The 26173-nt window shown below is 62.5% G+C and carries 21 protein-coding genes and 1 pseudogene; 8 read left to right on the forward strand and 14 right to left on the reverse strand.

Annotated features, from left to right (window positions below; genetic code table 11):
- Window positions 1-158 (forward strand): transposase (locus tag H5T73_09420; protein ID MBC7247984.1); only part of this gene is annotated, 158 nt, incomplete at its 5' end.
- A 233-nt stretch (window positions 159-391) separates the two neighbouring features.
- Window positions 392-2005: an HNH endonuclease gene (locus tag H5T73_09425; GenBank protein ID MBC7247985.1), complete on the forward strand. Its 1614-nt coding sequence runs from the start codon at window positions 392-394 to the stop codon at window positions 2003-2005.
- 103 nt (window positions 2006-2108) lie between these two features.
- On the opposite strand, the gene H5T73_09430 is transcribed toward H5T73_09425, so the two are convergent.
- Together H5T73_09430 and H5T73_09435 are read right to left on the reverse strand one after the other, a co-directional pair.
- Window positions 2109-2918 (reverse strand): ATP-binding protein, encoded by an 810-nt coding sequence (locus H5T73_09430; GenBank protein ID MBC7247986.1) that lies wholly within the window; start codon window positions 2916-2918, stop codon window positions 2109-2111.
- Window positions 2915-4350 (reverse strand): annotated as a pseudogene (locus H5T73_09435) (IS21 family transposase). The gene H5T73_09430 and the pseudogene H5T73_09435 overlap by 4 nt, the downstream one beginning before the upstream one ends.
- Window positions 4351-4472: 122 nt before the next feature.
- On the opposite strand from H5T73_09435, the gene H5T73_09440 reads away from it, so the two are divergent.
- The 5 genes from H5T73_09440 (at window position 4473) to H5T73_09460 (ending at window position 9462) form a co-directional block, all read left to right on the forward strand.
- A complete protein-coding gene (locus H5T73_09440) occupies window positions 4473-4826 on the forward strand; it encodes a hypothetical protein (protein ID MBC7247987.1) in 354 nt (117 codons plus the stop codon).
- A 78-nt stretch (window positions 4827-4904) separates the two neighbouring features.
- On the forward strand, window positions 4905-5198 hold the full coding sequence (locus H5T73_09445; GenBank protein ID MBC7247988.1) for a hypothetical protein: 294 nt from the start codon (window positions 4905-4907) through the stop codon (window positions 5196-5198).
- Window positions 5199-5622: 424 nt separating this feature from the next.
- Complete coding sequence (locus H5T73_09450) at window positions 5623-5901, forward strand: helix-turn-helix transcriptional regulator (GenBank protein MBC7247989.1); 279 nt, start codon at window positions 5623-5625, stop codon at window positions 5899-5901.
- Between the two features lie 256 nt (window positions 5902-6157).
- Complete coding sequence (locus H5T73_09455) at window positions 6158-7882, forward strand: amidohydrolase family protein (GenBank protein MBC7247990.1); 1725 nt, start codon at window positions 6158-6160, stop codon at window positions 7880-7882.
- 233 nt (window positions 7883-8115) lie between these two features.
- Window positions 8116-9462, forward strand: coding sequence for a 4-hydroxybutyrate CoA-transferase (locus H5T73_09460; protein ID MBC7247991.1), 1347 nt, complete (start codon window positions 8116-8118; stop codon window positions 9460-9462).
- Here H5T73_09460 and H5T73_09465 read toward each other — a convergent pair.
- The 8 genes from H5T73_09465 to H5T73_09500 form a co-directional block, all read right to left on the reverse strand.
- Window positions 9425-11986: a cation-translocating P-type ATPase gene (locus H5T73_09465; GenBank protein MBC7247992.1), complete on the reverse strand. Its 2562-nt coding sequence runs from the start codon at window positions 11984-11986 to the stop codon at window positions 9425-9427. The two genes, H5T73_09460 and H5T73_09465, sit on opposite strands and share 38 nt — an antisense overlap.
- A 426-nt stretch (window positions 11987-12412) precedes the next feature.
- A complete protein-coding gene (locus tag H5T73_09470) occupies window positions 12413-13990 on the reverse strand; it encodes a DUF2207 domain-containing protein (protein ID MBC7247993.1) in 1578 nt (525 codons plus the stop codon).
- A gap of 310 nt (window positions 13991-14300) precedes the next feature.
- A complete protein-coding gene (locus tag H5T73_09475) occupies window positions 14301-15554 on the reverse strand; it encodes a 2-hydroxyacyl-CoA dehydratase (protein MBC7247994.1) in 1254 nt (417 codons plus the stop codon).
- Between the two features lie 10 nt (window positions 15555-15564).
- Window positions 15565-16698: a 2-hydroxyacyl-CoA dehydratase gene (locus tag H5T73_09480; protein ID MBC7247995.1), complete on the reverse strand. Its 1134-nt coding sequence runs from the start codon at window positions 16696-16698 to the stop codon at window positions 15565-15567.
- A gap of 1084 nt (window positions 16699-17782) precedes the next feature.
- The gene (locus tag H5T73_09485) at window positions 17783-18400 is read right to left on the reverse strand and encodes a 4Fe-4S dicluster domain-containing protein (GenBank protein ID MBC7247996.1); all 618 of its coding nucleotides are present in this window, start codon (window positions 18398-18400) and stop codon (window positions 17783-17785) included.
- Window positions 18388-19380 (reverse strand): 4Fe-4S binding protein, encoded by a 993-nt coding sequence (locus H5T73_09490; GenBank protein MBC7247997.1) that lies wholly within the window; start codon window positions 19378-19380, stop codon window positions 18388-18390. Before H5T73_09490 ends, H5T73_09485 begins: the two co-directional genes overlap by 13 nt.
- A 67-nt stretch (window positions 19381-19447) precedes the next feature.
- Entirely contained in the window at window positions 19448-20476 is a 1029-nt protein-coding gene (locus H5T73_09495; GenBank protein ID MBC7247998.1) for a DUF362 domain-containing protein, read from the reverse strand.
- Window positions 20477-20842: 366 nt separating this feature from the next.
- Window positions 20843-21931 (reverse strand): hypothetical protein, encoded by a 1089-nt coding sequence (locus H5T73_09500; protein ID MBC7247999.1) that lies wholly within the window; start codon window positions 21929-21931, stop codon window positions 20843-20845.
- Between the two features lie 293 nt (window positions 21932-22224).
- Between H5T73_09500 and H5T73_09505 the strand changes: the two genes are divergently transcribed.
- The gene (locus H5T73_09505) at window positions 22225-22722 is read left to right on the forward strand and encodes a flavodoxin (GenBank protein MBC7248000.1); all 498 of its coding nucleotides are present in this window, start codon (window positions 22225-22227) and stop codon (window positions 22720-22722) included.
- Window positions 22723-22861: 139 nt separating this feature from the next.
- On the opposite strand, the gene H5T73_09510 is transcribed toward H5T73_09505, so the two are convergent.
- The 4 genes from H5T73_09510 to H5T73_09525 all read right to left on the reverse strand — a co-directional run bounded on the left by H5T73_09510 (window position 22862) and on the right by H5T73_09525 (window position 26170).
- The gene (locus H5T73_09510) at window positions 22862-23920 is read right to left on the reverse strand and encodes a hypothetical protein (GenBank protein MBC7248001.1); all 1059 of its coding nucleotides are present in this window, start codon (window positions 23918-23920) and stop codon (window positions 22862-22864) included.
- Between the two features lie 166 nt (window positions 23921-24086).
- A complete protein-coding gene (locus H5T73_09515) occupies window positions 24087-24752 on the reverse strand; it encodes an HAD-IA family hydrolase (GenBank protein MBC7248002.1) in 666 nt (221 codons plus the stop codon).
- Window positions 24753-24815: 63 nt separating this feature from the next.
- On the reverse strand, window positions 24816-25436 hold the full coding sequence (locus tag H5T73_09520; protein MBC7248003.1) for a histidine phosphatase family protein: 621 nt from the start codon (window positions 25434-25436) through the stop codon (window positions 24816-24818).
- A 152-nt stretch (window positions 25437-25588) separates the two neighbouring features.
- Window positions 25589-26170, reverse strand: coding sequence for a metal-dependent hydrolase (locus H5T73_09525; protein ID MBC7248004.1), 582 nt, complete (start codon window positions 26168-26170; stop codon window positions 25589-25591).
- Between the last annotated feature and the right edge of the window lie 3 nt (window positions 26171-26173).

The following is a 26173-nucleotide window of genomic DNA, read 5'->3' on the forward strand; positions in this document are numbered from 1 at the left end:
AGCAGCTCAAGCAGGACCTGGAGGCCGTCTACGAGATCGAGGTAGCCGATGACGGGAAGAGATGGCTCTTGAGAAGCCCCCTCGAGGGAGTAGCCAGCAAGGTTTTCAAGGCCGTAGGGGTGGCCGCGCCGCCAACGGCGAGGATGGCGGAGGTGTAGTGCCAATCCCTGTTTTTCATGCTAAAAAACGACTATCTACCTGGTATTCTGAAAATGCAACTGTAGAAGATGAGCTAGAAAAGCATGCCCTTGTTTCTGGTGCAAGAATTGAATTCCAAAGGGATAAAGTACATACTCTTTATAACAACCCGAGCACAGCAACGATTGTGTTGTATGGCTTATGGGGATGCTAATATTGACTAGGCAGCAGTTAGTGCAGGTGGGAGGAATATATGGGCTCTCTATATCTTGCCAGGTTATCTGATGAGGAGAAGAATGAACTGAAGCATAAGCTTCTTGAGTCTCAAGGGCAAAAATGCTTTATTTGCGAAAAACCGCTAGACATCTCAATACAAGAATACGAAATTGACCACATCATCCCTGTAAGCATTGGCGGTAAAGATGATATCACAAATATGGCGATAACCCATTCAACCTGTAACGAATCCAAGCAGGATTCTGACCTACGTGTTGCAAGAGTTCTTGCGAGGTTTGGGGCAATACGTGATGCATGTTTTAAGAATAATCGTGGTGTTAATTTAGATGATATTTTAAAGGAATATGGCGGTTCGAAATACGAACTTTCGATTGTTTATGATGAAACTAGAGGTATGGCAAGATATTCCTTCTCTGATATTGGATGTAATGACATATACGAGACCAAAGTCTTTGAAGATGATTTGAGCGGGTTCAAATATTTCTTCGGAATTTTCCCTATAGAATATGTCTTCCATGATGACAGGATTAATCCTCGCTCAATAGGCCAAAACATATCAAAATTGGTAAAAGAGTTCTTCCTAAAGAGGCCTCAGCTTCATGTTCCACTTGGCTGGATTGACCTAACGAACAACCGGAAGGAAAGATTGAAAGTTTTTGATGGACAACACAAAGCCGCAGCACAGGTCTTGCTAGGGGTAAGAAAATTACCGGTAAGAGTTTTTATCAATCCCGATATTGATACTCTCCTTACGACAAATACGAACGCAGGTACCACCCTGCGCCAAGTAGCCTTTGACAAGTCAGTTCAAAGGCATCTAGGAAGCGCTCTCTACTATGATAGGGTAGAAAGATACAGAAAAGAACTCGGGCTTGCGGAAGATGACCTGAGCTTCTCTGAAAGCGATTTAGTAAGATACTTTAAGGGCGAATCGCGAGAGATGAAGAGATACATTCTCGACAATGTAAGAGATTATATTACGCACCATCAAGACAATAAGCTGAAAGACTATATAGACTTCGGAGGCAGGGGAAAGGAAAAGCCTTTATCTTACAGCACGGTAGAAAAAACCTTTTACTCATTTTTTATCTTCCAGGACGTGATGGATAATCCACTTGATTATATGCAAGAAGAGGGAGAAAATCCCAGAGATATCGAGCGAGAACAGATATTGCAATTAATGAACATCATTGCTGAGGAGATATTTATTAATAAATTTGACCCGGTCATTGGGACTTCGAAGATTGAGCATAGGATACAGAAGGGAGAGGATATCCCTGAGCCGCATCTTATTGCTTATAGGATGAGCAAGGAAGAGATTCTTTATAATTGGTTAGGATATATATCCCAGATAGCAAAGAATTACTTTATTATGCAGGGGAAACCGATAACAGAGAGAAAGCTCTTTCAGTACAGATTCCCTCCCGCCCTTTGGGATAGGATACGTGTGTTCATTAGGAATCTGAGGAATCTTCCTTGCTGGGTCAATAAAGAATTGTCATCTACTGTGTTCGGTGGAAAACAGAATTATGATTTCTGGCAGGCAGTTTTTGAAACGGGCTGCACTCCTCAGGGACTCCAAGTATTAGCAGCTCCATTGAACTTAATGGAAATGATAAAAGAGGAATAGCAAACATTCTATCTAGCAATGAACTTAACGGTTTCTGGAACTGATCGACGTCAACTAGATTTTCCCTCTGGCGACAACAAGAATTCCCGTTTCTGAAAGCACACTATGATGTTTTACTATCCTTTTTCTTATCGCCTCCCTCCGCAGGTATCTTCCTGCTCTTACCAACACCTCGCTGCTCCAACCTGTAGGACGGCAGGTTGAGCTCAAGTATGACCGAATGATGCACCAAGCGGTCTATTGCGGCGGCAGTGGTCATGGCATCGCCGAAGATCTGCTCCCAGCGAGAGAAGGGCATATTGGAGGAGAGTATGATACTCTTTCTCTCATAGCGGTCGGAGATGAGGGCGAAGAGGACCTCCATCTCCTCCCGCTCGTGGCTCACATATCCCAGATCGTCGATGAGCACGACGTCGAAGGATCGCAGCTTCTTCAATTTCCTCTCCAACTCCAGCCGGCGCTTGGCTGCGATAAGCTCCTGCATGAGCAGGGAGCAGTTGTAGGAAATGACCCGGGCACCGGAATAGACGAGCTCCTGGCCTATGGCTGATAAAAGATGCGTCTTGCCCGAGCCGACGCCTCCGAAGGCGAGCACGTTTTCCGCCCGCTTGAGAAACTCACCATCAAGGAGCACCCTCACTTGATTCCTTACCCCCGAGGGCAGACGTTTCATATCGAAGGAAGCCAGGCTTTTTTCAAGCGGCAGCCTGGATTCACGCAGTCTACGCTCCACCCTGTGCTCTCGCCTCGATTCCGTCTCCAGGCGCACCAGCTCGGAGAGATATTCCTCGTAGGAGAGACCCTCGGCCCGCGCCCGCTCCGCTTCATCGGCAAAGCATTCCCTCATGGCCGGAAGGCGCAGCTCACGCAGGCGCGAGGAGAGAAGCTCGAAATCGATGGCCTTTGCCTTCATCGTCTTCCGGCCCCCTCGAGAAGCAGGTCATAGGCCGGGAGGTCGGCTGGGGATACGAAGACCTCCGCAGACGTATTTTCGGTGTTCCAGGAGAGGACCTCCTGCACCATATCCGCCGATATCTCTTCCGAGGTGTCCAGAAGCAGTCTGAGCGCCTCAGATGCCCTGGCCTCTCCCTCATCCGCCGCCAGCTTGAGTATCTTTAGATATTCACGGTCAGCACGATGCGGTGAGCTTTTCAGCAGGGCGTCGTAGGCGGCCCGGAAGCGGCTGGAGGGGAAGAGATCGGCACGGTAGCGGTAGGAGGCGAAGGCGCCGGGCTTCCGGATGAGCCAGTCGATGATATGGCGGTTTGGATATGATGACCGCCCTTTCCCCGCAAGCGGGGGATGGTCTCTACCAGCCTCTGGGCGTAGAAGACCTCCAGGCGGTCCGCGTGCACGCGCACGTCCACCTCGGAGCCGATGAGGCGCGAGGGCAGCGAGTAGGTGTTTTGTTTGACCCGGATGGTGGAGGACTTGCCCACCCCCACGCGGAGGCGCGTGAAGTCCTCGGTTCTTCTCTGTGGCAGGCGCCCGAGGTGGGGCAATTCCTCGGCCAGCCGCTCCACCCTTCCGGCGTTGCGCCTCAGGAAGAGATCCTTTATGAACCCTTCGTATTCGGATCGCGAGGAGAAATCACGGCTGCCCCTGAGCATGAGCGCCTGGTCCACCGCCCGCTTCATACGATGGTGGGATTGCTCGATATCCCCGTTCTCGTTGGCCTTGCCCGCCTGGGTCTTGGCCCCTTTTATGCCGTAGTGGGAGAGCAGGGCGTTGTACCTTTGTGTAAACTCCTCGGGGGACTCCGGTTTGGCCACTGCGGTGGTCAGGCGGTCGGTGCGATGCTCACTGGGGGTCCCTCCCAACTCCCACAGGGCGTCCTGCAACCCCTTGGAGAGGGCCTCGAAGCTCTCGGAGAAGCACACCTGCCCCGTTTCCCAGTTGGAGTAGGTCAAAGTGAAGTGATAGAGGAGATGGGGGAAGGGTTCCCCGGCGATGGTGATGCCCAAAGACGTCATGGAGGTGAAATCAGACTGCGAGAGCTTGCCGGGAGTGTGGACCTGGGGGAAGAATACCTCCTTCGGAGGGCCTTCAGTGGCCCGCCATATCTTGACCTTCCTCTGAAGGGTCCTGAGCTGCCCGTCCCGGAAGGTCCCCGGGTATTTTCTCTGCAGGTAATCAAAGAGGGTTTTGGCCTCAAGCCCTGGGCTCTCCTCCAGGAATCCCCTCACTTCGTCCCAGACCTCCGCGAAGGGATCGGGCCTCGTTCGGTAGGTTCTGGGTTGCCTGCATTGACTGGGTAGCTTATCGGAATCCCGCCATTTCCTGGCCGTCTTTTCGTCCATCCCGGCCTCAGCGGCGGCTTGCGCCAGCGTCTTTTTTTTCTGCATCAGCGACAATAGCCTCCTTACCTGTTGATCGGTAACCATCTAAGCCTCCTTTCTTGAGAGTCTTAGATAGTTGTACCGTCCCGCGAGCGGGAATTCTAATTGTCGTTGGCCGGGAATTCTAATTGTCGCTGATCATTTACGAGACGTTCTGCTCGGAGGCGGGGATCGACGAGCCGCCAGACCTAAACGACGACAAGCGTATCATCATAGTCGGCTCCGAGGTAAAGGAGAAACTCGGAAGCGTGACGCTCTGGCTGAGAGACCATACCGTCGATATCAAAGTCATCGAGGTGGAGGTGTTCAAAGAGGGCGATAATCTCCTGATGCAGCCGCACGCAATCATCCCCTTACCTGTTGGTCGGTTCACTTCCACGGGCAAGCCCGCTGGTGGTGGTGGGATGCAGCCTTGGGTCATGAACGGCAGGGAATGGCACCTGGAAAAGAGGTGCAGCCCTCAAACCAGGAAGATGTTTTAAGCTCTGGATGACATTATCAGGGACAACTTCGAGGTCGACGGACCCAGGTGGGGCCAAAAAGGCTACGTTGCATACAGGTTGAACAACTACAATTGGATTAGGGTGGAAACAAGGCCTAACTCTCTTGTCCTGCTCATCCTGGTTGCTCCCGGCAAGTTCAACAAGGCAGAGTTAGCCAAGGCCTTGGAGATAGAGGAATTCGACGAGGAGGGAACGATAGCGGATAAGATGGGACTGCCGAGCTCGGTTAACATAAGGAAGCTCACCGAATCCACTGAGCGGGTCATCCTACGGTTAAAAGGGGATTTCAACGTCCAAAGCGAAGCCTTCATCGGTTTTCTCAATAAGGCGTATAATGCCTTCCCGAAGTAGTCCCAGATATGAGCGGACTAGTCCTTACCCCTGTTGGCAACCAGGTCATCATCTATGCTCTCATTCTCTGAATTTTCCTGAGGCTTGATTTGGTTTAGGAGCTTAATGGCTTCTCTTAGCAATATTTCTGCCACCTGCTCCAACTCCTTCGCCATATCTACCCCGATTGCCGGCTTAAATTAGCCTCTGAACTTAACCTACCACATAAGTGGCACTTTTTCTATAGCTAATTAGCAGGTTTTATAGGTAATAGAAGGCGAGATAACTAAAAATCAGAGCAAAATTATATTAAAGTAACAGAAGCCTCATATTCAACAGAAGCAACATTATTGCCAAAATTGCCAATAGCAAAGCTTTACATGCGTTAGGCGCAAATATAAAATATATCCATGGCGTTCATGAAGGGGCATGGAAGGAGGCGGACATGCAAGAGGCGGAGGAGAAAAAGGAAAAGGGCACCGAGTTCGGGAGGTTCATAAAGCAACAAAGAAAGAGGCTTAACCTGAACCAGCAGCAGGCGTCGGATATCGCCGGCATACACCTGACGCAGTGGTCTACCTATGAGGCGGGAAAGAGCCCGGCGGGAATGACCATAGCGACGCTGGGGAAGTTCGCGAAAGCCCTCAGGATACATCCGTCGGTCCTCATCGCGGTGATCTTCAAGGACAACCCGTTCGCATGGGAGGGTGAGCTTCCGGAATGAGGTCATCGGCCTATCCCAGAAAAAAGCGCTTAAGGCCCTTGTGCCCGTGACCCGTAAACCGTCGGGGATTAGAATGAAGGGGAGTCTGGCGGCGAAAGGCACCGGGGAGGGATGGGAACATCCGACCCCGAATGATCGGGGCGAGGAAGCCGGGGAGCCGGCGGTTAAAGACAGTGGGGAGGGATGGGCGTATCCGACCCGGAACGACCGGAACGGGGAAGCCTAGAAAGTCGGCGGAAAGAGGCAGTGGGGAGGGATGGGCATGTTCGACGTGGTGATCCGCGGCGGCGAGTTGCTGGACGGCACCGGGGCGCCGGCCAGGAGAGCGGACGTGGCCGTGCGCGAGGGCAAGGTGGCCGCGGTGGGCGTCCTGCCGGAGGCCGCCGCCGCGCGCGAGATAGACGCCGCGGGAAAGGTCGTGTCACCCGGGTTCATCGACATCCACAGCCACAACGAGCTCTACGTCATCCGCGAGGATTACCGGGAACTCTTCGAGCCCTACGTTAGGCAGGGAATCACCACCAGCGTGGTCTCCAACTGCGGGTGGTCCCTGGCCCCCTGGCCCCCGGAGCGTAGCGAGCTCTTCGGATCCACCCTGCACACCATGGGGGTTTCCGCGGACTTTCGGCCGGACTGGGAAACGCAGGAGGAATTCCGGCGCTGGCTGCGCGAGCGAGGACTGCCCATCAACTTCGTGCCCCTCTCCGCGCACGGGCCCGTGCGCATGGCGGTGATGGGCAGCGAGGCCCGCTTCTGCACCCCCGAGGAGCTGGAGAGGATGAAGGCGCTCGTGCGCCGGGACATGGAGGCGGGGTGCCGCGGGTTCTCCACCGGCCTCACCTACTTTCCCGGCATGTACGCCCACACCGACGAGATCGTGGAGCTGGCGAAGGTCGCCGGGGAATACGGGGGCCGCTACGTCACCCACGTGCGCAGCCTGACCGACACCTTCGACCGCGCGGTGGAGGAGGCGGTGGAGATCGCCGCGCGCAGCGGCTGCGCCCTGCAGGTGAGCCACTTCATGTGCGTGCCCAACCTGGGCAGGCTGGCGGGGGCCGTCTATGCCGTCACCGGGGTCATGGAAAGGATAAACGGAGTTGTGCCCATGCCGGGATTCCCCAATCCCGTCCTCAAGCGGGCCTACGGGATCGTGGACCGCGCGCTCGCCGACGGGCTCGACGTGGGCCTGGACTTCATCCCCTACGTGATGGGCAACACCACCGTGACCCAGCTCTATCCCCCCTGGGCGCTGCAGGGAGGCACGGAGGCGCTGCTGCGCCGCCTCTCGGACCCCGGGGAACGCGCCAGGATCCGGCACGACGTGGAGACGGTCACCGCCAGGTGGCCCCACTGGGAGCCGGGGTCCTGGTCGACCAACTACGTCAAGTGCCTGGGATGGAAGATGCTCTCCATCCTCTCCGTGGGCAGCGAGAGGAACCGCCGCCTGGAAGGGAGGCGCATCGTGGACCTGGCGGCGGAGGCGGGGAAGGACCCCTTCGACTTCCTCGCCGACCTGACCGTGGAGGAGGAGGGGGCAGTGGTCTTCCTCATGGGCATCCCGCCACGCCCCTGGTCGGAAAAGGTCTTCCTGAAGGGCCAGGACCACCCCCAGCTCTCGGTGGGCGCGGACGTGCTCTTCCCCGAGAGGGGCGCGCCTCCCCAGACCGCCTACGGGACCTTCCCGCGCATACTGCAGCATTACGTGAGGGAGCTCAGGCTCTATACCCTGGAGGACGCCGTGCGCCGCTGCACGGGCCTGGCGGCCTCGCGCTACGGGCTGGAGGACCGCGGGGTGGTCAGGGAGGGGGCGGCCGCCGACCTGGTGGTCTTCGATCCCGCCGGGGTGCGGGACAACTCCAGTTACGACGACCCCCGCCGGTACCCCTCCGGCATCGAGTACGTGCTCATAAACGGCCGGTTGGTGCTGGAAAACAATACCTACCACGGGGATATCCTCCCCGGCGAGGTGCTCTCCCTTTAACGGGCACGGGGGTCGCCGGGCACAGGATACGGTCTGGCCCCTTGCCTGGCCCGTTCGCCCGGCACCAGCGCCTGGCCCCTTGCCCGGCCCGTTCGCCCGGCCCTTGCGCCGGGGAGGGAACGAGCGTTGTGTTGTCAGGGGCCGCGCGGGGAAAAATAGGAAAATACGGGCATGCAGCCATAAGGGGATGCGGCCATGCAAGAACGCGGCCACGCGACGAAAAGGAGGTCGAGATGAACAGGTGGCGGGACATGTATCGCTCCAAGCTGACCACCCCCGAGGAGGCGGCAAAGGGCATAAAGGACGGGGACAGGGTGTTCTGCAGCGGCGCCTCCTCCACCCCGGTGGCACTCCTCGAGGCGCTCTGCAAGCGCGCCCTCGCCGGCGAGATACGGGGGGTACAGATGGGTAGCTTCATCATCCTCGCCCCCATCTTCGACCTCCTCAAGCCGGAGCTGCAGCGCAACCTACTCATCGACAATTACTACGCCTCCCCCCTGGACCGCTCCGCCCTGGCGCAGGGCCTCATGACCCACACCCCCTACCACTTCCACCAGGTCACCCGCCTGGCCGTCGAGGACGTGGGCTACCGCAAGCTCATGGTGCAGACCGGGCCCATGGACAGGAACGGTTACCTCAACCTGGGACTTTTTGCCAATTACCTCGACGTGGTGGACCGCCTGGACGAGATCTACGTGGAGGTCAACGAGAAGCAGCCCGTCGTGCACGGCCCCAACTGGCTGCACGTGAGCCAGGTGACCCGCATCGTGGAGAACCACCACCCCGTCTTCGCCCTGCCGCCGGAGCCGGTGAGCGACGTGGACCGCGCCATCGCCGAGAACATCATCGGCCACGTCGCGGACGGCTCCACGGTGCAGCTGGGCATCGGGGGGACCACCAACGCCATCGGCGAGCTTCTCCTGGAGAAGAAGCACCTCGGCTGCCACACGGAGATGATGGGCGACGCCTACATGAAGCTCTTTGAGGCGGGAGCCCTGGACAACACGAGGAAGAACTTCCACCGCTACCAGATGCTCTGCTACTTCGGGCTGGGGTCGCAGGAGCTCTACGACTGGATGGACGGCAACCCCATGATCTACCTCTCCCCCATAAGCTATAACAACGACCCTTACGTCATCGGCCGCAACGACAACCTCGTCTCCATCAACACCACCCTGGAGATCGACATCACCGGCCAGTGCGCCTCGGAGTCCTTCGGCCCCATCCAGTACACGGCCACCGGGGGCCAGGTGGACTTCACCCGCGGCGCCTGGCTCTCGCGCGGCGGCAAGGCCTTCATCGTCACTCCCTCCACCGCCCTGGACAGGGAGAGCGGGGAGACGGTCTCCAAGATCGTGCCCCGCCTGCGTCCCGGTGCGGTGGTGACCCTCACCCGCACGGACGTCATGTACGTGGCCACGGAATACGGCTGCGTGCAGCTCAAGGGGAAATCGCTGCGCGAGAGGGCGCAGGCGCTCATCAGCGTGGCCCATCCCGACTTCCGCGGCGAGCTGCGCGACTACGCCAGGGACGTGAAGTATTTCATCCTCCCCGAGCACGATCCCCTCGCCGGGGGATGAGCTTCACCGCCTCGAACCACAGGACCGCGAGCGCCGCGGCGCCCACGCAGATCGCCACGTCCAGGGGCGACAGGGCACCGAAGGCGAAGAGGTCGCGCAGGAAGGGCACGCAGAGCGCCAGGGCGAGCAGGATGACCGTCCCCGCCAGGACCCACCAGAGGGCGGGGTTGCGCCTTTTGCGGGTCCGCCAGACGGTGAGCTTCCGGGAACGGTTGACCAGGATGAGCGCCAGGTTGGCGATGACCAGGGTGGTGAAGGTGAGGGCGCGCACCTCCGCTTCCTCCAGCCCTCGCAGCTGGGCGAAGGAGAAGACGGCGCTGACCACCAGTAGGGTGCTCAATCCCTGCAGGACGCTGAGGAGCAGCGTTCGCCCGTCAAAGATGCGTTCACCCGGGGGGCGCGGGGGCCGCTCCATGATATCCTCCTCCTCGGGCTCCGCCTCGAAGGCCAGGGAGCAGGCGGGATCGATGATGATCTCCAGCAGGGCCACGTGCGCGGGGGCGAAGACCAGCGGCAGCTTGAAGAGCACGGGGATGAGGGACATGCCGGCGATGGGGACGTGCACGGCGACGATGTAGGTCATGGCCTTCTTCAGGTTCTCGTAGATCCTCCTCCCCGCTCTCACCGCCGCCACGATGGAGGAGAAGTCGTCGTCCAGCAGGACGAGGTCGGCGGATTCCCTGGCCACGTCCGCTCCCCTGCCCCCCATGGCCACCCCGATCTGGGCGGCCCTGAGGGCCGGCGCGTCGTTCACTCCGTCCCCGGTCATGGCCACCACTTCCCCGTTGGCCTTGAGGGCCTGCACCAGCCGCAGCTTATGCCCGGGGACCACCCTTGCGAAGATGGAGGCTTGCCCCACGCGCTCCCGCAGCTCCCCGTCGTCCATCTCCTCCAGCTCCGGCCCGGTCATCACCTTACCGTCCGTGTCCAGGCCGATCTCCTTCGCCACGTGCAGGGCGGTCCCAGGGTAATCCCCTGTGATCATGACCACGCGTATCCCGGCACGACGGCATTCCCGCACGGAGGCCGGCACGGAGGGCCGCACCGGATCCTCCAGGCCCACCAGCCCCAGGAACCGGAAGGAGAAATCGTGCTGGTTGCTGGGAAGTTCTTCCATTTGAAAGGAAGCCTTGGCCACGCCGAGCAGGCGCAGCCCCCGGGCGGCGAGCTCCTCGACCTGCCCGGCAAGCCGCCGCCTCTGCGCACCGTCCAGGTGGCAGAGGTCCGCCACCGCTTCCGGCGCTCCCTTGGCGGCGATGACGTACTCCCTTCCGTCAGGAGATCTCCAGACGTGGGAGACGGCAAGAAGCTCAGGGGAAAGGGGGTATTCCCTCTCCAGGACCCAGTCGAAGTGCAGGTGCTCGGTGCCGTCGAGCGCGTCGCCCCCCAGGCCGGCGATGGCCACCTCCACGGGATCGTAGGGGTCCTTCTGCGAGGCCAGCACCCCGAACTCGAGGAGCTCGTGAAATTCCTCCGGCAGGAGATCGGAAGACGGGTGGCGGAGATCGTATGATCCCGTGGCCGTCTCCAGGCGGGAGACGGTCATGCGGTTTTCCGTGATGGTACCCGTCTTGTCCACGCAGAGGACGGTGGCCGATCCCAGCGTCTCCACCGCCGGTATGCGCCTGGTGAGCACGCTGTGACGGGACATGCGCCATGCTCCCAGGGTCAAGAAGACGGTGAGGACCACGGGGAATTCCTCGGGAAGCAGGGCCATGGCCATGGTGATGCCCACCAGCAGGCCCTGCAGCCAGTCGTCGCGGGTGGCGCCGTAGACGGCGAACACGGTGGCGCAGAGAACGATCCCCAGGGCCGCCAGGCGGAGGACGAGCCCGCGCGTTTCCCGCTGCAGCGCGGTGGGCTCGGCGGGGATCTCCCGCAACGACTTTCCTATTTTTCCCATTTCCGTGGAGGGTCCCGTGGCCCTGACCTCCGCGATGCCGTGGCCCTTGACCACCAGGGTCCCGGCGAACACGAAGGGCTGATCCTCCCCTCCCGGCGCTCCCATCTCCGGGGGGCCCTCGCAAGGCACCTTGCGCACCGGGACCGCCTCCCCGGTGAGGAGGGACTCGTCCACCATGAGGTTGGAGCAGGCCAGCAGCACACCGTCGGCGGGCACGCGGTCTCCCTCGGCCAGGACCACGATATCCCCGCGCACCACCTCCGTGCCGGAGATGCGCCGGCGTCTCCCCTCCCTGATCACCAGTGCGCGGGGGCTGGAGAGGTCGCGCAGGGCTTCCAGGGCGCGCTCCGTCCGCTGCTCCTGGAAGAAGGTGATGGAGAGGACCAGGACCACGAAGCTCACGAGGATGAGAGCCTCCTGCAGGTCACCCAGGACCAGGTACACGGCCCCGGCGCCGATGAGGAGCAGGAACATGGGCTCCCTGAGGATGTCCAGGGCGATGCGGAAAGGGGTCCTCCTCTCCGTGGATGGTATGAGGTTGGGTCCCTCCTCGCGCAGCCGGCGGGCTGCCTCCCCCTCGGCGAGACCGCCCATACCCGCCAGCGCGTTCTCGTCAAACATCGTCGATCCTCGCCGACTTTGGTTTTTTACGGGAAGAGTGAGCCGCATGCGGCATCCAGCCCACGGCTCCCCCGCGGCAGCCGAAGGGCCCGGGCCGCCTCGCGCAGCACCGGTTCCCTCAGGGGATATCTCTCTTCCAAGCCCTGGATATAAGCGGCATCTTTCATTTCTTGTTCCTATCCATCAGATCGACGGTCCGTCCGGGAGCGGTTTACAGAACATCGCGGTTCCCCCGCGCAAGCCGTGACCATGCCATCCAGACCGCCATCGCGCACCATGCGCCGCACCTCGTTTACGGCGCAGTGGTCCCGGCGCACATGGTTCGTTCCGCACGCCGTTCTGCCGCGCGTCATCTCCGGCGCACGTCGTCCCGCCGCGCTTTGTTCCCGGCGGGGCTCATCACGCGGTTAAGCCTCATCACGAGGCTCAACCGGCGGAGGAGCCGCCCCCGCCGAAGCCGCCGCCGGAGGAGCCTCCCCCGAAGCCCCCGCCGCCGAAGCCGGAGCGAAAGCCGGATCCGCCCGACGATCCACTCCTGTACGGGCCGCCGGTATATAGGGCGGTGGCCATGCCGCTCAGGCCGGCGGTGAGCCTCGTGGCGCTGAAAGCGGGGCCGGCTCCGCTGTACCAGTCCGGCGAGGAGGTGAGCGCGTCCGCGAAAAGGGCGGCCCACCTGTCGGCCATCCCCATCACCATGGCATAGGGGAGGTTTTCCTGGAAGCTCTGCAGGGTCATGGATTGCGGCTCCCCCGCCTCCGCGGTCCTCAGGTACTCCCGGAAACCCATGGCCTGCCAGAAGAGCCGCGATCCGAGCGCGGTGCGCCTGGGCATGGCATGGCCGATGACCCATATCGCTATACCCGCGGGAACGGTGCCCGCGAGCAGGACCCAGAGGTATCCCATGTCCATGCGGTAATGCAGGATGAAGAGGGCCAGCGGCGGCACGAGCAGCATGGCCATGGCCGCCCGGAAACAGATGCCGACCGTCCTCTCGGGGTCATCGTAGAAAAGCTTCCTTTTCCTGGCCTCCTTGCGAATGCCGTTCATGATGGCGGTGAATTTGCCCCTTAGCCTGAGGTCATCCTCCTCCACCCGTTCCCCTTTGGCGAAGATGCCTTTCATGAGCGTACGCTCGTAGGGGAGCAGGTCCCCGGTGGAGGCGTCCCTGCGCTCGAAGATGAAGCTCTTTCTCCCGGGTACCTTCTCCTCCTGGTCCTCGATGATGCGCAGCTTGCCGCGCACCGCCAGGTCCACCACCGTCGCCGCCAAGTCCTCCATCCTCGGTTGCTGGTGCATGAGCATGGCCACCACCGCCGGCCTCTCATCGCGCGGCGGCTCGTAGCAGACCCCGGGCCGGGGTCCGCCGTAGGCATCCCTTCCCCTCCAGAACCACAGCGCGAGCATGAGCAGGAAGGCGCCGAGGAGGCACCCCGCGGCCAGGAGGAGCATGAGCCAGAGGGTGGAGGCGCGGTAGGGCCACGGCTTGTCGATCAGGCCTTTGGGAAGGGAGACGTCGATGGTGAAATCGGTGTAGGGATAGATGTTCTCCGCCTCCCACAGGTCGCCGTCGTAGGGGGTGCCGTCGAGGTTGTAGACCTGCACGTCCTTGACGCGCACCTTGCCGTAGGTCCTCCCCTCGTCGAAGTAGGCCATGCGGGCGGGGATGTCGCGGGTGAGGAAGGAGAAGCTGCCGGTGAAGTTCACCACCTGCGTCTCGCGCACGGTGAAGGAGCCGTCGTCATGCACCTGTACCTGCGAGTCGAAGCGCTCGAACTCCCACTTCTTCTCGGTGTTGCCGACCTGCCCGCGGGTTTCGCTTCCCGGCAGCGGGCTGGCCATGACCAGGCCCGCCGGAAACGCGGGCGCCCGGGACGGAGATCCGGCATCCGCGAGGGTGACGGTAACCGCAAGGGCACCCTGCAGGGCGGGGAAGACGGCGCCGAGCAAGGCCAACGATAAGATGACGCGCGCCACGGGGAGCGATCGCTCATGGCGTTTTCGCATCGGACCTCCTGACGACCGTGCATCCACCGAGCTCGCGTGTATCTCATTGAGACCTTCGCATGTATTATCTCACACGTGAAGCCGCGCAGGCATGGCAGGACGGATGCGGGGGCGGTCCCCGGCGGGAAAACGGCGCCTTTCCCGCGCTCCACGACGCATTAGATGGTATATTTTTCCTTTTGCCATCACGGCAGGCGGCGCGGGCGTGCGGCAACCTCTTGCGCCGGGTCTTCATCCTGCGCGCAGCCGCGGAAAGACGATCGTCCGCGGCGCTCCGCACGTTCGGGGGCGTGGTACGAGGTGAGGCCGCCTAGACGCCGATGCCCCCGCCCAGGAGGTTCTCCACGAAGTCGCGTATACGGCCCTCCACCTCGGCGCGGTTGTACCAGCGCGAGTCGGTGTGGTCGGCCTCGATGATGAGGGCCGGCTTGCCGGTGCGGCGCGTGAACTCCCTGGCCAGGTCATACTGCCCCAGGGAATAGGGCTTGCAGCTGCGGTTGGAGTGCATGATCATGCCGTCCACCTGGAAGCGCTCCGCCAGGGATTCTATCTTGTCCGCCATGCGCTCCAGGTTGATGTTCAGGTAGACCTCGGCGTAGATCCTGGACATGCTGCCCAGGGGGTCGGCCACGTCAACGTCGTCGAAGGTCCAGGCGCTGGTGTAGGTGTCCGCCACCAGGCAGGTCTCCAGCTGCAGGAAGAGCCTCCCCAGGTTGCGCAGCTCGTACCAGACGGGGATGTTGTCCCACAGCACGCGGTACTTCTCCGAGGGGAGGATGCCGATGCCCTGCTCCACGCGCTGCCTCATCTCCTCGAGCAGCCCCTGGTAGAAATCCACCACCTCCTGGGTCCCCCGCAGGGTGACGATGGGTGCCATGAGGATGAAGGCGTCGAAGCAGGTCATGGGGGCCGGCCGGTGCTGGTTGCAGGCCAGTATCTCCCTCCACAGCCCGGAGGCGAAAAGGGACCTCGCGGCCACCTCTACGAAGTGCTGCTCGTCGTATTCTCTATTGGTTATCTTTTCCAGGAAGGCGATGTACTCCTTCATCTGGCGGAGGGAATAGTCGGCGATGTGCCGGGGCAGCTCGCCGCGCACGAAGGGGGTGTCGTAGATGAAGAGGGGCACGTCGAAGAAGCGCGCCAGCTCCTCGTACCACTTGAAGACGGTGTTGCAGATGTTGTTGCAGGCCACCAGCATGGTGGGGCGGGGCAGCCCCCCGATGGGCCCTCCCTTGGTGATGGCGCTGCCGATGTCCCCGCGCGCGTAGGAGCAGAGGTCACGCGAGAAGCCCCGCGCCTCCGCCGCCTCGCACAGCTCCACGTTCATGTGCGCCGCCCCGCACATGGCCCCGTGGTTCTCGGGGTAGACGGGGATGACGTCGAAGGCGATGAGGGGCTCCACGGGGGCGCCGCTGGTGATCCAGGCGATGTGCTTCTCCGTCCCCTCGGCCGCCTTGGCCTCCGTGTAATACTTGACCATGAGGTCGCGCATGGCGTCGGTGGTCTTGATACGACGCCTCTCCTTGTCCGCCGCCCTGGCATCCGCGTTGCCGTTTACGCTCATCTCCAACCCCCTATACTCCCCGAATGGTCTCGATGAAGGCCTGCAGGCGGGTGCGCAACTGCCCGCGCGAGAAGGACTGCAACTCGCTCTCCAGCACCAGGGAGGGCACGCCGAGCTCATCCTGCAGGCGTCCCTTGAGATAGGGCACGTCGAAGAGGTGCGGCTCGCAGAAGGACTGCAGGTAGAAGACCACCCCCCGGGCGCCGCTGTCCTCCACCTGGCGCAGGAGGCGGGTCGCCCTGTCCTCGATGCACTGGTGCTTGGCGGGGCAGTTGACCCTTCCCCACAGGCGCCTCGCCAGGGCTTCCTCCGGCTCGGCCGACTCGTCCGCGTAGGCGTCGAAGTAGCGGTGTCCGCTGCAGAGGTCGTCGTCCACCACGTCCGCGCCCAGCTCGAGCAGAAGCTCCATGAGGTCCGGGGTGGTGCACACGCTGCCGCTCACCAGCAGGGGTACCCTCTCCTCCTGGGATGTCTTCCTGTTTTCCAGTTGCTCCACCAGCTCGTGCAGCATCTCGTTGTGCTTCTCCCTCCGCATCCAGAAGCCGGCGACCAGGCAGGCGGTGGCGGAGAGCCCGTCCAGCGCTCCCGGGTTCTCCCTGCGCAGTTTGTAGAGCCTTTCCGCCAGTCGCCTGTTGCGGTTGTAGACGTGCATGCTCTCCTCGATGGCGTCGTCCCATATCTCCTGCCCGGTGAACTCCTCCACCCGCCTGCGGAAGCGGCGGACCTCCTCGACGATGAAAGGCAGGGAGGTCTCCTCTCCCATGCGGATGGGGAGCACCAGGTCGCCGTGGAAGGAAAACCCGGTGTTGCGCCGCCAGATGTCCGAAAGGCGCATCATGGTGTCGCAGGTCTGCACGAAGACCGCGCCCTCCAGGAAGTCCAGTTCCCCCGCCAGGGCCATGTCCAGGTCGGTGCGCGCCAGGGAGCAGCAGTAGGACTGCAGGTGGGCGTCGGCGTGGGTGATGGTGCGCACCGCCCCCATGAGGCGCACCGGGGTGAGCCCGGCGGCGTGCAGTATCTCCTCCGGCGTGTAGGAGCAGAAAAATGCCACCGGCTTTTCCCCCTCCTCGCGCAGGCGGGCCAGGCGCGGGTAGGGGTTGCGCCACAGCTCCACGCATTCCTCGACAACGGCTTGCACGTCCATGACGCTCCTTTCCTCGGAGGCGGTCGGATATCCCATTATTTTCATATGCAACATGGTCCCAAGGTATGGACTAAGAATTCCTATATTGTTCCATCAGCGCGTACACCGTTTTCCGAAAACGCGTGCCTTGAGGCCTTACCCTGCTTGTCGTTCTTGCCTCCTCTCTCACCCGCGCTTCCTGGAGAAGAGCTCTTCCTAATTATATCCTTTTTGCGGAAAACGGCTGACGCGGTTCCCGCCCGGAAGGAAAGACCTCAAGCGGACCTCACCAAGTAACCCATCCGTTCCCGCCGATGCGTGGAGTCAACATCGTTCTCGAAGACCAAGCCCGGGGATTGTTGCCGCCTCTCCTGCAAACATGTGGAGTCAACTCCCCTGCGGCATTACGGGATTGAGGACGGGAAGTATCTCCTGTAAACATGTTAGGTCAACTCCCCTGCGGCATTACGGGATTGAGGACGGGAAGTATCTCCTGTAAACATGTTAGGTCAACTCCCCTGCGGCATTACGGGATTGAGGACGGGAAGTATCTCCTGTAAACATTTAGGGTCAATACCTGTGCCGGGTGTCAGGCCTTGCCAAGCCCTGTTGGTACCTCTAGGAGATCTTTTCGCTAACGCTCATGATGACCTCCTCCGCTTCTTGTAATGGCTCGGAGGCGCGCACTGTAAATGTCATGGCTCGGAGAGACATCCCGAGAATGTCATGGCCTTGAGGGACATCCCGAGAATGTCATGGCCTTGAGGGACGTTCCAAAAACGTCATTGCGAGGAGGCGCGCAGCGCCGACGAAGCAATCTCGTGTGCATATGGGAGGGCCCTTCGTGGATCCTCCCACAGAGGGGACGACATACGGTTGAGATTGCTTCGCTTCGCTCGCAATGACATATAAGAACAAGAACAATGACATATAAGATCAATGACATATAAGAATAAGAACAATGACGTATAAGATCAATGACATATAAGATCAATGACGTATAAGATCAATGACGTATAAGATCAATGACGTATAAGATCAATGACGTATAAGAAGATCCTCGCGGTGACATGCAAAGCGGACCGTATTTCACGGCCCGGGGTGTTTATCCCTGCCTTCCTCTCCTGCCGCCACCGCCTTCAGCGGGAACCTCCCCCGGCGGGTAGACCACGATGGCGGGGTCTGGGCAGGTGACGCAGGTGTTCTGGCAGGCCCCGCATCCGGTGCAGCGGTCCGCGATCACGCGCGGGCGTCCACGGGAATCCACCTCTATGGCCTGGTATGAACATCGCTCGTAGCAGACCAGGCAATCCTTGCCTTCGTTCCATGCGATGCACTTCGCGCGGTTGACCGATGCCGTGCCTATGCGCACCTCGTCGTCGGCGGGGCGCCGGATGGCGCCCACGGGGCATGCGAGCGCGCAGGCCCTGCCGCATAGCTCGAACTCGCACTTGGCGCGGGCCGGGTTGAAGCGCGGCGTCCACAGGCGAGCGGCGCCGTATTCCTTTCCCGCGGGCTCCAGGCACTCCGTGAGACAGGCGCGCACGCACTCCTGGCAGCGCAGGCAACGGGAGACGAAATCCCCCTCGTCCTGCGCTCCCGGGGGGCGCAGCAGGGGCGCGGCCGAGGCGTCCCGGCGCAGGACGCCGTATAGGAAGGCGGTCACGGCCCCCGTCAGGCCGAGGGCGAGGAAATCGCGCCGGGCGATCCTCACGTCGCGCACGCCGCCTCCTCGGCTCCATCTCCCGTCTCGTCAACCTTCCCCTTTCCCCTGGATACCATGACGGGGACACCCATGGCCCGCAGGGAAAGGGCTCCCTCTCTCGGGCAGGCGGCGACGCACTCCCCGCACAGGGCGCAGTCGGCCAGGGCAAGACGTCCCGTCCTGCGGCTGTCGGCCACCTCAACGATGCCGAAGGGGCAGGCCAGGGCGCATTTCCCGCAGTGGATGCAGGAAGACTCCTCCTTCACCAGGGCCATGGGGCTGGCGGAAGCGGGCAGTCGTGAACCGGCCATTCCCGCCAGGGAAAGGCAGGCTCCCAGGGGGCACATCTCCTGGCACCAGAAGCGCGGGCCCGCAACCGCCGCCAGGACGACGAGAGCGAGAAAAACCGGGGGCACGCTCCCCGCCAGGATGAAAACCACGGCGCGGTTGCCGATGACCAGGGGGTCGAAGACCCAGAGCAGGTTCGCCCCCAAGAGGAAGAGCAGCACCAGGACCGCCAGGAAGATGTACTTCAGGCGCAGGCGGAGGTGGCCCTCCTCGATGGCCCTCCCGAGAATATCCCTTGGACGTAGCTGGGATAATTTCCCACGGCGCCTTCCGCGCGGGGAGGGAATGGCCTCCAGGACCGTCCCCAGTGGGCATATCCAGCCGCAGAAGAAACGGCCGCTCACCAGCGTCAGCCCCAACAGTATCCAGGCGGGCACGAGGTAGAGCCACAGGGAACTGGCATGCGCCGCCGCGAAGGCCGCCAAGGGATCCACGCGCAGGAAGAGGTTCTCGTCGACGGCACCGGAGGGCGGGTAGGATGCCGCCCAGGCCAACGCGACGAAAAGGGCGAGGAAGCAGAGCTGCGCCGCCCTGCGCACCCAGTGCACGGCACGTCTCCTGGCCTTGTCCGCTCGGCCACCTTTTTCCTTCCGCACCGCGGCCAGGTGATCACCCTTTCTCGCCTCTTCTCCACCCGGTTTCCAACTCACCTTCTTCCCCCGTTTTTATCTTTCCCTCCGGGCTTCACGCGGGCCGCCTCTCCGCCCGCCCCGGCCTTCAGGCGCTCACCTCCCGCACTCCCAGGGAGGCGAAATCAATGGTGCCCAAGCCTAGCTCCTCGCCGTGTACCAGGTACCTTATATTCCGCGGCAATACCCCGAAGAAGGCGCACGCGTAGGCGTCCACCGCCACGGGATCGCAGCCGATGACCACCGCTCCCGGCCGGGAGACCGTCCCCGGCCCCCCCGGCCCGTTGTCCAGCAGGATGCTGGTGGCGTCGAGTATCGCCAGCGAGGGCCGGATGACCGTGTTCAGCTCAGCGATGGCGCGGTGGAGGTCGACCTCGTGCATGCGCCCCATGTTCTGGGTGCAGCCGATGAGGTTCTTCATGGCCATGGTGAGACCGGCGCCGCTGTGGTGCTTGGCCTTGGGCATGTTCACGATGATGTCTGCCTGGAAGATCTCTTCCAGTATGCCTGCCGAGGGCAGCGCGCGTCCATTGGGGACCTGGACCACCCGCGCCTTCCCCGGTTTCCCCACCGCGTACACGGCGAGCTCCGCGCCCGCCGAGCGCGCCGCGGGGCCGATGCCGTTTTTTTCCAGGGTGGGCTCCGCCAGGTCCTGCAGGATATGGTCGTACACGGTGACCCCTGCCGCGCCCGCGGCCAGGAAAAGCCTTACCGCCTCGGCCACCAGGTCCGGGTGGGTGGTGGCGGCGTCCTGCGGTGGGCGGGCGAAGGCGGCGTTGACCTTGATGAGCACCTTCTTGCCGGCCGGGTTCAGCCGGGCCAGCCCACCCCATTCCTCCAGGCCGCGGCGCAGCATGGCGGCGGGGTCGTCCCCCTTCACCACCACCAGGCCCGGCATTTCTTCCGCGGCCGGCTCCGGCGCCGGCAGCTCCTCCGTGGATGCTTCCGGCCCCTCTTCCACCGGGCAGGTGCCGCCGCCGTCACCACCGCAGCCCGGCAGGACCGCTGCCAGGTAGAGGGCTCCCAGCCCGGCGGCCACGGAACCGGCCTTTCCCAGGAATTCCCTCCTGTTCACCAGGGGGTGACCCCCGCTTCCCGTTTCCTCTTCGTCCGGCATTTCCCACACCGTCGCCTTCCTTCTCTCGCGATGCGTCCACATATCTCCCCTGTCGTCACTGTCGTGACTGTCGTGACCCGGAAGGTCGCGGTTCTCATGTTACGACCCCGCGCGGGTGCAAGTCCTTGATCGCCGTCATGCCCGTTATCCCGGCCGCTGCCGCCTTCCCGCCGGCGCCCGGCCGCGCCGCGACCCTGCACGCCCGTTCCCACGATCCCCGCATTTGCGGGATCGCGGGAGAGCGCGGGAGGCGTGGCAGGCCGCAGGAATCCCGTCGGGCGGATCCCTGCGGCTCCCGCAGGACGGGGCGACGCAGCGGAGCAAGCGGCCCGCGCGCGGTTCGTTTCCGGCTCGGCGCAGGCCGGGTCAAGAATCCCCGGCGCTCACGCGCACGGTGAGTTCGCCGTCCGGAGCGAGGCTCCATGCGCGAGTGGTGCTTTCGCGGCCGGTTTCCATCTCGAAGATGCCCTGCGCCAGCCCGACCATCCATAGGTGCAGGCAGGAATTGCATATGGTGAGGGAGAGATGGCGCTCGTCCACCTCGAAGGCGGCGAGCATGCCCAGCCCCCGCGCGGCCACGAGCTCCTCCAGCGAGGGAGTGTAAGCCCGCCAGTCGCCCCTGTGGAAGGCTTCCTTCACGAACCTGCGCTGCGCCTCGATGACGGTTTCCGGGATGGTCTCCCCCAGCTCGCTCTCCAGCTCGTGGAAGGCCGCGTCAAGCGAAGCCGGCCCGAACAGGGCCATCCTCCTTCCGGTCGTGGGGTCCGTGATGGTGCCGTTCTCGAGGTCCCAGACGCAGCGTGCCACCACGCGCGGGACACCGCAGGCGGGGCACTTCTCCACCCGCACCTCCCCTTCCCTGTAAGCGTATTTGCGCCTCGCCAGCCTCTCCTCAAGCTCCACCGGGTGGCGGCCCACGGTCAACTGAAGCCGGCAGGTGTCTTCGTCAAGCCTCTCCCAGGTGACCGAGCACGCGCGCCCCGTCACCGCCTCCATCCCTCCCAGGTTGTCGCCGCAGTAGCGGTAGATGGAGTAAGGGTACTTTATGGTCATGACGAGGTAGTCATCTTTTTTCCTCAAGCGCCTCAAGGGGCTTGAGCGCACCTCCTCCACCTCGACATGTCCGTATCCGTAGACGCTGGCGATTCCCGCCATCCTCTTCGCGATCAACGCCGGCTGCAGTAAGTAGAGCGCCCGCCTTACGGCCAGCGGGAACTGCTTTTCCAGGTATTCCCTCGTGGAGCGGCGCTGGCTCTCCACCACGATGCGCTCCACGGAAACGCCGATGATCTCCTCGATCTTGTGGAAAACGCGGTCGATGTTCTCCGACTCGAAGAACACCATGCGGTGGTCAGGGTCCCTGGTCTGCCTGATCACCCCGTTTCCGTGCCAGGTGTGTTGCCCGCCGATCATGAGAGGCACGCCGCATTCCCCGCACGTTCTCACCCTCGCCATGGCAGCCTCCCCCTTTCCCTGCCTAACCTTGTCGCCCGTCCACCATAATTCACCCGTCTACTGCCATAATATTACATACCCCGGTCACTGCGCCGCAATCATCCCCGGTTTCTGCGGCTCAATCATCCCCCGGTCCCCGCCCTACCCTGCCGCTCTCCGGCCGGCCACACGGAAAGGCGCCTCCTCCGCCTCCCCGGTTAACCGTGCGTGAACTTCTGGTAGAATGGTCCTGTGCCCGCAGGGGACCGGCAGCGGGACATCGGGTGGAACGGTTACGTGCGAGGAGGTGCGTCATGAGAGTACTGGTGGCTTACCTTTCCCAGACGGGGAACACCCGCAAGGTGGCCGAGGCCATCTACGACGCCATCGAGGCGGAAAAGGAGATCAAGCCCCTGGGCGAGGTGGAGAGCCTGGAGGGATACGACCTCGCCTTCATCGGTTTCCCCATCCATGCCTCCAACCCGGCGACAGACGCCAAGGCTTTCCTGGAGGAAAAGGGCAAGGGAAAGCGCATCGCGGTCTTCGTCACCCACGCCGCCCCCGAGGACCACGAAAACGTCGCGCGCTACCTCGAGAACTGCAAGGCGTCCCTCGCGGAGGTGGACCTGTTGGGGATGTTCGACTGCCAGGGGGAGATGGCCCAGGCCGTCATCGATTTCCTGGCCAAGAGCGATAACCCTCGCCACCAACAGTTCGCGCAGTACGGCCCCCAGACCAAGGGACAGCCGGACGAGTCCCGCCTGGAGAAGGCGCGCGCCTTCGCCCGCGAGGTGATGGAAAAAGCCTGCTGAGACTTCAGGTTTCCGCCCGTTCAGCGGCAGCGAAAACGCGGTCTTTCCTGGGCACGGCGGGATAGTTCACGGCAAGCCACCGGCGGAGACGGGATAAATATTGCGCCGGCCACTGCAAGCGTGGGCAAAGCCCTGGCGTCTACGTATACACCCTTACGCGCAGGTCCCCGTCATCCGCGTAATCCCATTCCACCTCGCCCCGGCGACCCGTGACGATCTCGAAGAACCCCTGGAAGGTTCCCGCCATGATGAGCGGCAGGCATGCGTTCTCCAGTCTTACCCGCATGCCGTCCCTTTCCAGCGTGTACTCACGCAGGTTCCCCAACCCCTGCAAGGCAAGGCCACGCCTCAGCATCCCTTCGTGCCTCACCAGCTCTTTCTCGAAGCGGCCCTCGGTGGCAAAGCGCCTTGCCGACTCCACGACAAGGCGTGGTATGTGCTCCCCCAGCTCCTCCTCCAGGTCCTTGATGAGCGCGTCGTAGATGCCGAAAGCCCCCAGCGCCATGCGCACCCCGTCGTGCTTCCGGGTGATGATCCCCCTCTCAGTATCCCAGTCATAGGCTGAGAGCTCGACGGGGCTGCCGCATGACGGGCAGCGCTCGTACGCGATATCGCCTGGCTTGACCGCGTAATGGTGTATGTTCAGGCGGCCGCTGAACTCCACGGGATGGTCGGAGATGTAGGCATTGAGCAGGAACTCGCCGGGCGCGATCTCCTCGCTCCTCACGCTGCCCTCCCGCCCGCAGACGGCCTCCACCCCTCCCAGCAGGGTCCCGGCGCAGGAGGGGAGGTAATAGGGGTTCTTCACCTTCACGTTCAGGTAGTCGTCGTCACCCTTCCTGTAGCGCACGGACTCGAGGGTCGCCTCGCCGAAACCGTAGGCCTGCAGAAGGGAAAGCAGGTTCCTGGTGAACGCCTTGAGGGCCACCCGCTCGATTATCTTAAGCGCTACCGGATGTATATAGCTCGCCACGTACTCGCGGCTCGCCTTGCGGGCCAGCTCGATGACCATGCGATCAAGGGGTATCCCGATCATGTCCTCCGTGATCTTCAGGACGCGGGATATGTAGCCGCCTTCCCAGAAGATCATGCGGTAGGTCGGGTTCTTTCTGCTTACTATGGCTCCCCCACCCGTCCACTCGTGTCCCTTGCTCACGGCCCTTGGCACCCCGCAGGCCTTGCACTTACTCGCCTTCAACCGTGTCTCCTTGCTCGCAGAGTACCCCCGAGGCGGGGATACGGCATCATGCCTCCGACGTCTTTCACCCGCAATGCTTATCATTGAATCGGAATGGCCCGCGGAAGGCTTGAGGGCCTCCTCCCCGCGCCGCGACCGCCGCGCCGCTCCGCACGTGACCGCGCCCTCAACCCGCCCTGCCGGGGAAGATGCGCAAGAGGCTCTCCGGGCGCGGGATCCAGTAGTCGGGTCTTTCTCTTTCCAGTATTTCCCTGGGAAAGGGGCCCCACCCCACCACCCCCGCCGGAAGTCCCGCGGCATGCGCGCTGCGCACGTCGAAGGGACTGTCGCCTATGAAGGTGGCCTCCCGCGCCGAGATGCCCAGTTTTTCCAGGGCCTTGAGTACAGGCTCGGGGTGGGGCTTGTGGTTTTCCGTGTCCTCGGCGGTCACCAGCGTCTCGCAATAGGGCGCCAGGCCGAAGAGCTCCAGGTCCCGGGAGGCGTTGCAGCGGCGCTTGGAGGTCACCACCGCGAGGCGGTAGCCGCGTTCCCGCAGCGCGGACAAGGCCTCCCGCACCCCCGGATACTCCCTCACCAGGCGCCGGTAATTGTCGTCGTAAACGCGCTGGTAGAGGTCGAATATCTCCCCGGCGCGACCGGGGTCGATATCCCTTGCCTGCTCCGCGAGGGGCCGCCCGACCTGCAGGAGCAACTCCCGGTCGTCACGCGGCGGGAGGCCCAGGAGGCGGAAGGTCTCCCGGAACGAATAGAGGATGAGCGGGATGGTGTCCACCAGTGTGCCGTCCAGGTCGAAGAGCAGGGAGTTCACCGAGCGCAGGTCTGTTTCCGCCATGATTTGCGCGTCGCTTGCTCCTTCCGGTTATCCACAAATGGCACGGGTTTCCGCGCCGTCGGCCTACCTCAGGTGATAGGTCTCGTTCACCAGCGTCACCGTGGCCGAATCCCGGATTCCTCCCTCGTAGTACTTGACGGCGGAGACGGAAGCCAGGTCGATCTGGATGCGGAACATGCTGTCCAGGTCCATGCGCAGAGCCTCGCAGAGCACGCCCCTTATGGGCCCACCGTGGGAGACGACGAGGACGCTTTCCCTGCCGGGATTGAGGGAGGTGATGCGGTCGACCGCCGCCATGACCCTCTCCCTCACCGCGGCGAAATCCTCACCACCGGGAATGGCCACCGAGGAAGGGTTGCGCATCCAGTTTCCCACCGCATCCCCTTCCTGCTCGAACAGCTCCCGTATGGAGCGCCCGTCCCATTCCCCCATGTCCACTTCCATGAGGCCGTCCTCGACCTCCACGCGGAGGCCCTGCGCCTCGGCGACCGGCGCCGCCGTCTCCAGGCAACGCTTCAGGGGACTGCAATACACGGCCTTCAACTCGATACCGCGGAAGAAGTCAACCACCCGCCTCGCCTGCTCGAGGCCTTTCTCGTTGAGTCCGATGTCCAGGCGCCCCAGCAACCTCTGCTGGGCATGGTACTCGGTCTCCCCGTGCCGCAAAAGATAGAGCGTTCCCATGACCTAACCATTTTAGCCGCGGCCGGGCAGCGGGGCAAGGAACATTGAGCCCTGCCGGGAAAGCTGCACTGGACCCTGCGGGGACCCTGCCGGTCCCCGTAATCCGCATGAGGCGACCTGCGGCTTACCCGCGCCCTTCCCCCGGCAGTCCCTCATCCCCGCCCGCCATACGTGCGGCCGGTGGCGAGTGCGGGCAGGTGGCCGTCGCGGGCGAACGCCCCCAGCTCACGGAGCGACCTGACCCCGAGCAGGCGGAACGATGCGACGAGGAGTAGCGCCCCTCCCGTCTCTTCTGCCCAGAAGAGCGGCTCGCGCAGGTACTCCATCACCTGCTCCATGATGGTGCCCAGCGAGGGATGGCGCAAGAATGGCCCCAGGGAAGGCCAGAACGCCGTGGTGGGCTCCACCCATATCCTGTCCAGCACCAGGTGCGCGGCCATGCCGCAGGCAAGCCAGAGGAGCCTGTCGTCCCCGCGGCGCCTCCACCTGTACGCGCCGCCCAGAAGGAAAAGGAGGGCGAAGAGAAAGGTGTGGAAGTATATGCGCCCGTTCTGAAAATGGGCCCGCAGCAGGGCCTGCCCCAGCGGTTTATCCACCAGGTCCGGCAGCACGCTGCCCAGCAGCAACCACCGCAGGTCGGGGACATCACGGGAGAAGCCGCGGCTCTCCCCCCACCAGGAAACGGCGGCCGCGGCGGGGGCGGCCGCGAAACCCATGTGTGCGATGAGAAACACCCG

The organism is Actinomycetota bacterium, from assembly GCA_014360655.1.
Taxonomy (GTDB): Bacteria; Actinomycetota; Geothermincolia; order Geothermincolales; family RBG-13-55-18; genus JACIXC01.